The organism is Thioclava sp. JE_KL1 (genome assembly GCF_009296265.1).
Classification (GTDB): Bacteria; Pseudomonadota; Alphaproteobacteria; order Rhodobacterales; family Rhodobacteraceae; genus Thioclava.
Genome location: NZ_WBJS01000009.1, coordinates 86,973 through 98,570 on the forward strand (window position 1 = coordinate 86,973; position 11,598 = coordinate 98,570).

Sequence of the window (11,598 nt, forward strand, 5' to 3'; positions counted from 1 at the left end):
CTTAACCGAATTGGCGGTTCAGTGAGTTGTGGAAAATTTTGTTGTAATGTTCACGTTCCGTGCGCATAGTGCGGTCAGAACATGAGGTGAACATCCGCGCGAGGGCGTCGCATTGCCGACCAGCCGTCGCTGTGAAATAAGGAAGCGGACAAATGGCAGTAGCGAAGCTTTTCGATATGGATAAATCTCCCAAGGCAGACAAGCAAAAGGCGCTCGACTCGGCGCTGGCGCAGATCGAGCGGCAATTCGGCAAAGGCTCGATCATGAAGCTCGGCGGCGACACGCCCGCGCGGGAAATCGAAGCGACCTCGACCGGCTCGCTGGGCCTCGATATCGCGCTCGGCATCGGCGGGCTGCCGAAAGGCCGGATCGTCGAGATCTATGGGCCGGAAAGCTCGGGCAAGACGACGCTGACGCTGCACGCGATCGCGGAAGAGCAGAAGAAGGGCGGCGTCTGCGCCTTCGTCGACGCTGAACACGCGCTCGATCCGCAATATGCACGCAAGCTTGGCGTCGATCTCGACGAGTTGCTGATCTCGCAGCCCGACGCAGGCGAGCAGGCGCTGGAAATCGTCGACACGCTGGTGCGTTCTGGCGCGGTCAGCCTCGTCGTGGTCGACTCGGTCGCGGCGCTGACGCCGAAGGCCGAAATCGAAGGCGATATGGGCGATCACACCGTGGGCGCGCAGGCCCGTCTGATGAGCCAGGCGATGCGCAAGCTGACCGCCTCGATCGGGCGTTCGAACTGCATGGTGATCTTCATTAACCAGATCCGGATGAAGATCGGCGTCATGTTCGGCTCGCCGGAGACGACGTCGGGCGGCAACGCGCTGAAATTCTACGCCTCCGTGCGTCTCGACATCCGCCGCATCGGTTCGATCAAGGATCGCGATGAGGTGGTGGGCAACCAGACCCGCGTGAAAGTGGTGAAGAACAAGGTGGCCCCGCCGTTCAAGCAGGTCGAGTTCGATATCATGTATGGCGAGGGCATCTCGAAGATGGGCGAGCTGGTTGATCTGGGCGTCAAGGCCGGGGTCGTCGACAAGGCTGGCGCCTGGTATTCCTACGGGGACGAACGCATCGGCCAAGGCCGTGAAAACGCGAAGACGTTCCTGCGCGAACATCCCGATGTCGCCTATGAGATCGAGGACAAGATTCGCGCCAGCCACGGGCTCGAATTCGACAAATTGTCCGAAGATGACGCGCTGACCGAAGACTGATCGTCACCGCAAATTCATGCAAAGGCCGGGAGCGTCGTCTTCCGGCCTTTTTGCGATTGCTGGACAGGGGGAAAGGGCGGCGTTAAACGGGACCGGACATGCCCGATCAGGCGAGACAGGACGATATGCCCAGCCTTAACGAAATCCGCTCCACTTTCCTTAATTACTTCGAGCGTAACGACCACCGGGTCGTTGACAGCTCGCCCCTCGTTCCGCGCAACGACCCGACGCTGATGTTCACCAATTCCGGCATGGTGCAGTTCAAGAACTGCTTCACCGGGGTGGAAAAGCGCGAGTACAACCGTGCAACGACCGCGCAGAAATGCGTGCGCGCCGGCGGCAAGCACAACGACCTCGACAATGTCGGCTACACCGCGCGCCACCATACGTTCTTCGAGATGCTCGGGAATTTCTCCTTCGGAGATTATTTCAAGGAAGACGCGATCCCGTTCGCCTGGGAATTGCTGACCAAGGATTTCGACATTCCGAAGGATAAGCTGCTGGTCACGGTTTATCACACCGATGACGAGGCGGCGAATATCTGGAAGAAGGTCGCCGGCCTGCCCGACGAGAAGATTATCCGCATCCCGACCTCGGACAACTTCTGGCAGATGGGCCCGACCGGTCCCTGCGGTCCCTGCACCGAGATTTTCTTCGATCACGGCGATCATATCTGGGGCGGCCCGCCCGGCTCGCCCGAGGAAGATGGCGACCGGTTCATCGAGATCTGGAATCTCGTTTTCATGCAGAACGAGCAGTTCGAGGACGGCTCGATGCGCGCGCTCGACATGCAGTCGATCGACACCGGCATGGGGCTAGAGCGGATCGGCGCGCTGCTGCAAGGCAAGCACGACAACTACGACACCGACCTGATGCGCCACCTGATCGAGGCCTCGGCCAACGCGACCGATGGCGCGCCGGACGGGCCGGGCAACGTGCATCACCGCGTGATCGCGGATCACTTGCGCTCGACCTCGTTCCTGATCGCGGATGGCGTGATGCCCTCGGCGGACGGGCGCGGCTACGTGCTGCGCCGGATCATGCGCCGCGCGATGCGTCACGCGCACCTGCTGGGCGCGAAGGATCCGGTCATGCACCGTCTCGTGCCGTCGCTGATCCGCGAGATGGGCGCGGCTTACCCCGAGCTTGGCCGGGCGCAGGCGCTGATCGAAGAGACGCTTCTGGGCGAGGAAACCCGCTTCAAAACCACGCTCGATCGCGGGCTCAAGCTGCTCGACGAGGCGCTTGTGGACCTGCCCGAAGGGAAAAGACTGCCGGGCGAGACCGCGTTCAAACTCTATGACACGTTCGGCTTCCCGCTCGACCTGACGCAGGATGCGCTGCGCGAACGTGAGCGCGAGGTCGATACCGAAGGGTTCGACGCCGCGATGGAAGAGCAGAAGGCAAAGGCGCGTGCCAGCTGGTCCGGGACCGGCGAGGCGGCCAATGCCGCTATCTGGTTCGACCTGTCCGAGAAGCTCGGCGCGACCGAATTCCTGGGCTACGACACCGAGACCGCCGAAGGTCAGATCACCGCGCTCGTGACCGACGGGGCCGAGATCGGCAAAGCGACCGGCGAAGTGCAGATCGTGGTCAACCAGACCCCGTTCTACGCCGAAAGCGGCGGTCAGGTCGGCGATCGCGGTTGGATTGTGACCGAGACGGGTAAAGCCGAAGTTACCGACACCAAGAAAGTCGCAGGCGTCTTCATCCATTTCGCGCGCGTCACCGAGGGCGAGCTCGCCAAGGGGCAGGGCGCGAAGCTCGAAGTCGATCACGCCCGCCGCAGCGCGATCCGCGCGAACCACTCGGCCACGCACCTGCTGCACGAGGCGCTGCGCCGCACGTTGGGCGATCACGTGGCTCAACGCGGCTCGCTCAATGCCGAGGACCGTCTGCGCTTCGACTTCTCGCACAACAAGGCGCTGTCGGCCGAGGAAGTCGCGAAGATCGAACGCGAAGTGAATGAATTCATTCGCCAAAATACGCAGGTCGACACCCGGATCATGACGCCGGACGATGCGCGCGATCTGGGCGCGCAGGCGCTGTTCGGCGAGAAATACGGCGGTGAGGTCCGTGTCGTCTCGATGGGCGAGCTGGCCAATTCCGGCAAAGGCACGAACGGGAATGTCTATTCGCTCGAGCTTTGCGGGGGCACTCATGTGAAGCGGACCGGCGATATCGGCACCTTCGTCCTGACCGGCGAAAGCGCGTCCTCGTCGGGCGTGCGTCGGATCGAGGCGCTGACCGGCGATATCGCGATGGCCGAACTGCGCCGCCGTGACAAGCTGCTGGGCGAGATCGAAGGGCTGGTGAAAACCTCGGAGGCCGATCTGCTCGGACGTCTGCAGGCGATCCTCGACGAGCGCAAGGCGCAGGCCAATGAGATCGCGCAGCTGCGTCGCGAACTGGCGATGGGCGGCGGCGCTTCCGGTGGTCCGGAAGTCAGCGAAATCAACGGCTTGAAGTTCGTTCCTCAAGTTGTCGCCGGCGTGACCGGCAAGGACCTTCCGGGGATCGTGGACGAGCTGAAAGAGAATGTCGGTTCCGGCGTGATCCTCGTAGTGGCCGACGCGGGCGGCAAGGCGGCCGTGGCGGCTGGCGTGACCAAGGACCTGACCGAGCGTGTCAGCGCGGTCGAGCTGGTGAAAGCCGCGGCGCAGGCGCTTGGCGGAAAAGGCGGCGGCGGTCGTCCCGATATGGCGCAAGCCGGCGGGGCCGATCCGTCGAAAGCCGATGAGGCCATCGCGGCCGTGAAAACTGTTCTGGAGGGATTGTAATGGCAGGCGCATTCTGGATCGCCCATGTGAAGGTGCTCGACGACGAGGCCTATGGCAAATACGCCGAGGGCGCGGGCCCCGCGATCGCGAAACATGGTGGACGCTTCCTCGCTCGTGGCGCGCGCTATGTGCAACTCGAAGGCAATGACCGCGCGCGCAATGTCGTCGCTTGGTTCCCGTCTCTGGAAGCGGCCGAAACCTGCTACTACTCCGACGACTATCAGGCGGCGCTGGCCCATGCCAAAGGCGCATCCGAGCGCGACCTGATGATCGTCGAGGCGATGGACGACGTCGAAATCAAATGAAGATCGGCCTGTAAGGTATTGATCTGAAATCATTTAGAAGGCGGCTGCGGCCGCCTTTTTCTATGACGTTGCGCCCGGTCGTTTTTGCTCTGGACCTTCGGGCGCGCTGCGTCCTATGCTGCCGCCATGACTACGAAGACCATCATCATCTGCTGCATTATCCGCTGACATACGTCACGCGGGCCGGTCTTCTCTTTCCAAATTTCTCATGACCTTGTAAGCCCGCCGGCAGGTGCCGCCGACCCTTTGCGAGGACACATGACCCAGATCCGTTTGCGCAATTCCCTGACCCGGAAAGTCGAGGATTTCCGTCCGATCGATGCAGACAACGTGCGGATGTATCTCTGCGGGCCGACCGTTTACGACCGGGCGCATCTCGGCAACGCCCGTCCGGTGGTGGTGTTCGACGTGCTCTACCGGTTGCTGCGCCACGTCTACGGGGCGGAGCACGTCACCTATGTGCGCAATTTCACGGATGTGGATGACAAGATCAACGCGACGGCGCTGGCGCGCAAGGAAGCCGGGGCCGCAGGGTCGCTCGAAGAGCTGATCCGCGCACGGACCGAGGAAACCATCGGCTGGTATCATGCCGACATGGATGCGCTCGGCGCCTTGCGTCCCGATCAGGAACCGCGCGCGACCGACTATATCGGCGCGATGATCGCGATGATCGAGACGCTGATCGAAGATGGTCACGCCTATGCCGCCGAGGGGCATGTTCTGTTCCGGGTGCGCAGCTACAAGGATTACGGCGCGCTGTCCGGTCGGACGGTCGATGACATGATGGCCGGGGCCCGGGTCGAGGTTGCGCCCTTCAAGGAAGACCCGATGGATTTCGTGCTCTGGAAGCCCTCCGACGAGGGGCTGCCGGGCTGGGAGAGCCCGTGGGGCCGGGGCCGTCCGGGCTGGCATATCGAGTGCTCGGCCATGAGTTACGAGCTGCTCGGGGCGTCGTTCGATATCCATGGCGGCGGCATCGACCTGCAATTCCCGCACCACGAGAACGAGATCGCGCAAAGCTGCTGTGCCCACCCCGAGGGCTCTTTCGCGAATTACTGGCTGCATAACGAGATGCTGCAGGTCGAGGGCAAGAAGATGTCCAAGAGCCTGGGCAATTTCTTCACCGTGCGCGATCTGCTGGACGGCCATGACGGCGAGAAGGGTATTCCCGGCGAGGTGATCCGGTTCGTGTTCCTGCAGACGCATTACACGAAGCCGATGGACTGGACGGCGGAGAAGGCTGCGGGGGCCGCCGCGAAGCTCGATGATTTCGTGCGCATGGCAGATCGCTATTGCGATTTCGAACAAGCGGCGAAACGTGCGCCGCACGAAGCCATTCTCGACGCGCTCGGTGACGATCTAAATACCCATGGGGCATTGGTTGCCATCGACAAGTTCGCAGGTCAGGCTGATCTTGTGACCGATATGGCTGTTGGTTTGGATTTTCTCGGGTTGATATCGCTTGAGGAGATGGAGCGCCGGGTGCAGCAACTTCGCTCGAAGACTGACGGCTTGAAAGAACTTGCCGACACGCTCGCAGCTTTGCGTGCGAATGCCTTGGAAGCCAAAGACTTCGCACCGGTCGACGCAATGAAACAGGCCCTCATCGCCGCTGGTGTCGAGGTGCGCATGTCGAAGGCCGGGGTGGAATTGCTGCCCGGGCCCGATTTCGACCCCGCCAAGCTGGAGGGCCTGTGATGGCTTACGCAACGCAGGTTTGCCTCCGGCCCGAGGGTGGGGGCATCTTCGCCCCCGCCCTGGGGGGCGGGTCGGGGGCGAACCGGATCGCAGGCGATCCGGTGGCTCCTGTGACCATCGGGCGCGGCCTGGCGGAACGTAACCTCGACGGAGGCAACCAATGACCAAACAACGCCTCTATCTCTACGACACCACGCTCCGCGATGGGCAGCAATCGGCAGGCGTCCAGTTCTCGGTGCCTGAGAAGATCGAGATCGCAAAGGCGCTCGACGGGATCGGCATCGACTATATCGAGGGCGGCTGGCCCGGGGCGAACCCGACCGACAGCGATTTCTTCGAGGCCCGGCCCGAGACGCGGGCGACCTTCACCGCCTTCGGGATGACCAAGCGGGCAGGGCGCTCGGCCGCGAATGACGACGTGCTGGCGGGCGTGATGAACGCGAATACGCCCGCGGTCTGCCTCGTCGGCAAGACGCATGACTATCACGTAACTACCGCGCTCGGGATCACGCTGGAGGAGAACCTCGAGAATATCCGCGCCTCGGTTGCGCATATGGTGGCGCAAGGTCGCGAGGCGCTGTTCGACGCCGAGCATTTCTTCGACGGCTACAAGGCGAACCCCGACTATGCGCTGGAGTGTTGCCGCGCCGCCTATGAGGCGGGCGCGCGCTGGATCGTGCTGTGCGACACCAATGGCGGCACGCTGCCAGGCGAGATCGGCAAGATCGTCGAAGCGGTGATCGCGGCGGGCATTCCCGGCGACCGTCTCGGCATCCATTGCCATGACGATACCGGCAACGCCGTGGCGGGCAGCCTCGTGGCCATCGAGGCCGGTGCGCGCCAGATCCAAGGCACGCTGAATGGGCTGGGCGAGCGCTGCGGCAATGCGAACCTGATCACGCTGATCCCGACGCTTCTGCTGAAAGAGCCCTACGCCTCGACGCTCGACACCGGGATCGCGCCCGAAAGCCTGCGCGACATCACCAAGCTCTCGCGCAAGCTCGACGACATCCTGAACCGGGTGCCGCTGCGCTCCGCGCCCTATGTCGGCGCCTCGGCCTTCACCCATAAGGCGGGGCTGCATGCCTCGGCAATCCTCAAGAATCCGGACACTTACGAGCATATCGACCCCGCCGTGGTGGGGAACACGCGGCTGATCCCGATGTCCAATCAGGCGGGCCAGTCGAACCTGCGTGCGCGGCTGAAAGGCATGGGGATCGAGGTCGCGAAGGACGATCCGCGCCTCGCCCGCATCCTCGATCTGATCAAGGAGCGCGAGGATCAGGGCTATGCCTATGACGGGGCGCAAGCGAGTTTCGAACTGCTCGCGCGGGCCGAACTGGGGCAGTTGCCGAAGTTCTTCGAGGTGAAGCGCTACAAGGTCACCGTGGAGCGCCGCAAGAACCGCTACGACAAGATGGTCTCGATTTCCGAGGCGGTCGTGGTGGTGAAAGTCGGTGGGAAGAAGATGCTCTCGGTTTCGGAAAGCATGGACGAGCAGGGCCATGACCGTGGCCCGGTGAATGCGCTGTCGAAAGCGCTGTCGAAGGATCTCGGCCCCTATCAAAGCCTGATCGACGACATGAAGCTGGTCGATTTCCGCGTCCGTATCACGCAAGGCGGCACCGAGGCCGTCACCCGCGTCATCATCGATAGCGAAGACGGCGCGGGCCAGCGCTGGTCGACCGTGGGCGTGTCGCCGAACATAGTCGATGCGAGTTTCGAGGCGCTGCTCGACGCGATGATCTGGAAGCTGATGCGCGACGGGGCGAAACCGGCATGAGCGATCTGGCCGCGTCTCTGCAAGCGGCGGCCGAGGCCGTGCGTCAGGGCGATCCCGACCGGTTTGCCGCCACCATGGCCGCGCCTGCGGATCTGCGCGACCGCCTCTGGCCGCTCTACGCTGCCAATCTCGAGATCGCGCGTGCGCCCTGGGCGTCGTCAGAGCCGATGGTCGCCGAGATGCGCCTGCAATGGTGGGTCGATGCGCTGGAGGCTCTGTCCGAGGGCCGCGAACCGCCGCATGAGATCGGCCCGGCGCTTGTCTCGGTGGCACAGCCCTCGCGCCATTTGATTGCCGCAGCCGAAGCCCGTCGTGCCGATTGCTGGCCCGATCCTTTCGACGATATTTCAAGCCTTTGGGCCTATCTCGATCAGACTTCCGGCGCGCTTTACTGGGCCGCCGCCGATGCCCTTGGCGCGCCCGAAGACGCGGAAATCACCGTGCGCAGTTTCGGTGCAGGCGCTGGCCTCGCGGCGCTCCTGCAAGCATGGCCCGATCTCGTCGCGCAGGGCCGTCCACCGCTTGCCGCGCCAGACAGCGCAACGCTTCATCAGCTCGCGGCGGAGGGCCAAGCGCGACTCGAACCCGCCCGCAAGCTGCGTCTGGGACCGGCCAAGGCGGCACTCCTACCGGGATGGCAAGCCCGGGCGCTGCTCTCTCTCGCGCGCGAAATAGAGGACCCGCTTGTGCCGGGCGCGCTGGCGCTGTCGGAATTCCGCCGCAGATCGGGACTTTTGCGCGCCGCGCTGCTTGGCGTCTGAGCCCTTAGGGCCAGCCTGCGGGAATTTTTCGGAAGTTAGAGGAATCTTCAACTCTTCGCCTGATGGTGATCGCGATTGCCCCGATAGGTCGGGTCGTTGTCGCTGTTCGCCGGAGGACGTTGATGCGCTTTTTCGACAATCTCAAACTTGGATTGAAATTGCCGCTCATGCTGGTGGCGATTGCCATGGTCGCGCTGACCATCATGGGAATTTCAGCCTATCGCACAGCCTACGGACTGCTGGAAAGCGAAGGGACACAGCGGCTCACGCGAACTCTGGCCGCGCGCGTCGCTCTTGCGGAAGACTGGGCGCAGACACTGGCCTCCAATACCCGCACGATTGCCGCCAATCCCGACACGGCGCGGGCGCTTTACGATTTCACCAAGAGCCTCAACCGGCTCGATCCTACCGCCATCGAAAGCCTGCGGACCGGGGCCGCAGAGGCCGGGGCGTCCGAGGGCGAGGTGAGCGGCCCGCTCCGGGACTATCGCCTGCTACTGGATCGCTATGGTCCCGCCATTGATCAGATTTTGGCGGAGAATGGCCTGAAAGATCTCTATCTGATCGATCGCGACGGTCGCATTGTTTTTGCCGCGCGCGATCATAGCGCGATTGGTCACGCGCTTGCGGATGAACCGGCGGGACTGATCGAGGCCGCGACCGCTGCGCTGGATTGGTTGAGCGCGCCGACGGGCATGGTGGCGGCCGATACCGTCGCCGTTTCGCCCCCGCATTTCGAGTTTGCCAAGGGTCGGTTCTTCGCCGCACGCCCCGTGCGAAACGGAAATGGTCTCAAGCTCGGTGCTGTTGTCTTGCGAAAGCCGATGGCCGAACTTGGGGGGATCATGGCCAACCCACGCGGCATCGGCGAAACCGGTGAAGGTTTCCTGATTGACGAGAAAGGGAGGCTGATGAGCGATCTGCGCTTTCCGGCCAGCGCTCCAAAACCGGGGGAGGTTTTGCCCGCGGCTACCGTGAGTGCTGTGGAACAGGCGCAAGAAGAGGTGATCTCTTTGCAAGGGCATCCAGCGATCGAGAGAACCCAGAAGGTCACTCTATTCGATCAGCCCTATTGGGCGGTCGTCGAGCAAGACCGTGCAGAGCTGTTCGCTCCTGCCACGTCACTTGCCCGTGCGATGCTATTCAACGCCTCCTGGCTCATCCTTCTATTGGCGGCCCTTTCTGCCTGGATGGCACGATCCGTCTCAAACCCTCTCAAGGGCCTGGAAAAATCCATTCGCAAGATCAGCGGAGGCGATTACGCGAGCGAGATCGCACAGACTCGCCGTGGCGACGAAGTCGGCGCAATCGCCTCCGCGCTGAGCAACCTGCGCGACGAGCTTGATCAGTCTGAAGGGATCAAACGCGAGGCCACGCGACAAGGAGCAGCCTATGCCAACGCCTCCGCCGCCCTGATGATCGTCGACCGCGACTTCCGTATCACCCATGTCAATCGTGCGCTCGTCGATCTGGTCGAGTCGCGGCTCGACGAGTTCCGCGTCGTCAGTCCCGACCTCGATCCTGAAGATCTTGTTGGCCGCTCGATGGATGACTTCCACGCCAATCGGGGACACGCCCGTGCACTGCTCGGTGATCCAGCCCAATTGCCGCTTCATGTCGATATCAAAGTTGGCGAGGGTCGTTTTGGCGTCGACGTCACCGAATTCGTCGATGGGCAGGGCAATCAGGCGGGGTTCGTGGTCGAGTGGCGCGACGTGACCGAACGACGGATGAAGGATGCCCTTATCGCGGCCATCGAGCGTGGCCAGCTCGTTTGCGAGGCCAATCCTGCGGGGAAGGTTGTTCGAATGAACGCAAATCTGCAATCGCTCCTCGGGGGGCAGGCACCAAGCCTCATGGGAGAGCCGCTGAAGGACTGGCTAAGCACGGTTGATGGCAGTGATCCTTCGCCTTCGATTGCCGCCGGTGAGCCCGTCACTGCCCGCTTTTCGATACGTGACCCTCAGGGCAATACCTTTCTGCTCGACGGCTCACTCAATCCGATCTCGGATAAAGCAGGGCGATTGATGAAGATCGTGCTCATGGCCAGTGACGTGACCGTTGCGGACGCTGCGCTCGCCTCCGCACAACACCGAAATCTCAAAATGCTCGAGGCTCAGAAATCTGTCGTCGAGACGCTTCAACTCGGCCTTGCGGCCCTGTCGCGCGGCGACCTGAGCCTGACGCTCGACACGGAGTTTTCCGAGGAATACGAGGCGTTGCGCAACGATTTCAACGCTGCGGCGCAAAACCTTGCGGCAGCGATCGTTTCGGTCATCGATAACGCTGCGGCGATCGATACTGAGGCCAGTGAGATCGCCTCTGCCTCTGATGACCTCAGCCGCAGAACGGAACAGCAGGCCGCGACGCTCGAAGAGACCGCAGCCGCGCTCGATCAGCTCTCATCCTCTGTCACGACATCGGCGCAAGGCGTGGCCGAAGCGGATCGGGTGGTGTCAGAAGCCCGCAGCAGCGCGGAAACCTCTGGTGAAGTGGTCAAGCAGGCCATACAGGCGATGAGCGAAATCGAAACCAGCTCACAGCAGATTTCCAAGATCATCGGCGTGATCGACGAGATTGCCTTCCAGACCAACCTACTTGCGCTCAACGCTGGTGTCGAAGCCGCGCGCGCCGGTGAAGCGGGCCGCGGTTTCGCCGTTGTCGCTTCAGAAGTACGCGCCCTCGCGCAACGGTCTTCCGAAGCCGCACGCGAAATCGACACCCTGATCACCGCGTCGAGCGAACAGGTGACCCGAGGCGTGGGCCTCGTCGGCGAAACCGGCCGTGCGCTCACGGAAATTCTTAACGCTGTCGTCGATATTTCGGCGCGTGTCTCTGAAATAGCGGGCGGTGCCCATGAGCAGGCAGATGGGCTGAAAGAGATAAATATCGCGGTGAATCAGCGTAAGCGGCGGCTGCATCCCACCCCAGGTTCAGCTTGACGACTTGAAGGTCCACGGGAGAAGTTCATCAATGCGGCCTTGCGGATGGCCGGCGGCGATGGCTTCGAGGGTGGCCTTGAGATAGGCGAAGGGCTCGACGCCGTTGATC

At 62.7% G+C, this 11,598-nt stretch carries 9 protein-coding genes; 8 read left to right on the plus strand and 1 reads right to left on the minus strand.

The annotated features are described in order from the left end of the window. Positions 1-152 precede the first annotated feature (152 nt). From recA to F8R15_RS17010, 8 genes are all read left to right on the plus strand, one after another. A complete protein-coding gene (gene recA / locus F8R15_RS16980) occupies positions 153-1,220 on the plus strand; it encodes a recombinase RecA (RefSeq protein WP_078523378.1) in 1,068 nt (355 codons plus the stop codon). A gap of 125 nt (positions 1,221-1,345) precedes the next feature. Further along, positions 1,346-4,000: an alanine--tRNA ligase gene (gene alaS / locus F8R15_RS16985; RefSeq protein WP_152845391.1), complete on the plus strand. Its 2,655-nt coding sequence runs from the start codon at positions 1,346-1,348 to the stop codon at positions 3,998-4,000. Then, on the plus strand, positions 4,000-4,305 hold the full coding sequence (locus tag F8R15_RS16990) for a DUF1330 domain-containing protein (RefSeq protein WP_078523379.1): 306 nt from the start codon (positions 4,000-4,002) through the stop codon (positions 4,303-4,305). The genes alaS and F8R15_RS16990 overlap by 1 nt, the downstream gene beginning before the upstream one ends. Before the next feature lie 258 nt (positions 4,306-4,563). Continuing rightward, complete coding sequence (gene cysS / locus F8R15_RS16995; protein WP_152845382.1) at positions 4,564-6,003, plus strand: cysteine--tRNA ligase; 1,440 nt, start codon at positions 4,564-4,566, stop codon at positions 6,001-6,003. Further along, complete coding sequence (locus F8R15_RS21515; RefSeq protein WP_172976248.1) at positions 6,003-6,167, plus strand: hypothetical protein; 165 nt, start codon at positions 6,003-6,005, stop codon at positions 6,165-6,167. The genes cysS and F8R15_RS21515 overlap by 1 nt, the downstream gene beginning before the upstream one ends. Then, complete coding sequence (cimA, locus tag F8R15_RS17000; protein WP_152845383.1) at positions 6,164-7,786, plus strand: citramalate synthase; 1,623 nt, start codon at positions 6,164-6,166, stop codon at positions 7,784-7,786. Before F8R15_RS21515 ends, cimA begins: the two co-directional genes overlap by 4 nt. Next, positions 7,783-8,547 carry a squalene/phytoene synthase family protein gene (locus F8R15_RS17005; protein ID WP_152845384.1) on the plus strand — a complete coding sequence of 255 codons (765 nt, stop codon included), beginning with the start codon at positions 7,783-7,785 and terminating at the stop codon, positions 8,545-8,547. Before cimA ends, F8R15_RS17005 begins: the two co-directional genes overlap by 4 nt. A gap of 122 nt (positions 8,548-8,669) precedes the next feature. Then, positions 8,670-11,489, plus strand: a complete 2,820-nt coding sequence (locus tag F8R15_RS17010; RefSeq protein ID WP_172976249.1) for a methyl-accepting chemotaxis protein — start codon at positions 8,670-8,672, stop codon at positions 11,487-11,489. Here the strand turns inward: F8R15_RS17010 and F8R15_RS17015 are convergent. Beyond that, positions 11,481-11,598: transposase domain-containing protein (locus F8R15_RS17015; RefSeq protein WP_152845386.1), on the minus strand; the 118-nt coding region annotated here is incomplete at its 5' end. The two genes, F8R15_RS17010 and F8R15_RS17015, sit on opposite strands and share 9 nt — an antisense overlap.

Bases quoted from the DNA above. Each gene is read 5' to 3' on its own strand.
- cimA (WP_152845383.1), top strand. From the start codon at position 6,164: ATGACCAAACAACGCCTCTATCTCTACGACACCACGCTCCGCGATGGG.
- F8R15_RS16990 (WP_078523379.1), top strand. From the start codon at position 4,000: ATGGCAGGCGCATTCTGGATCGCCCATGTGAAGGTGCTCGACGACGAG.
- cysS (WP_152845382.1), top strand. From the start codon at position 4,564: ATGACCCAGATCCGTTTGCGCAATTCCCTGACCCGGAAAGTCGAGGAT.
- F8R15_RS17005 (WP_152845384.1), top strand. From the start codon at position 7,783: ATGAGCGATCTGGCCGCGTCTCTGCAAGCGGCGGCCGAGGCCGTGCGT.
- alaS (WP_152845391.1), top strand. From the start codon at position 1,346: ATGCCCAGCCTTAACGAAATCCGCTCCACTTTCCTTAATTACTTCGAG.
- recA (WP_078523378.1), top strand. From the start codon at position 153: ATGGCAGTAGCGAAGCTTTTCGATATGGATAAATCTCCCAAGGCAGAC.
- F8R15_RS17010 (WP_172976249.1), top strand. From the start codon at position 8,670: ATGCGCTTTTTCGACAATCTCAAACTTGGATTGAAATTGCCGCTCATG.
- F8R15_RS21515 (WP_172976248.1), top strand. From the start codon at position 6,003: ATGGCTTACGCAACGCAGGTTTGCCTCCGGCCCGAGGGTGGGGGCATC.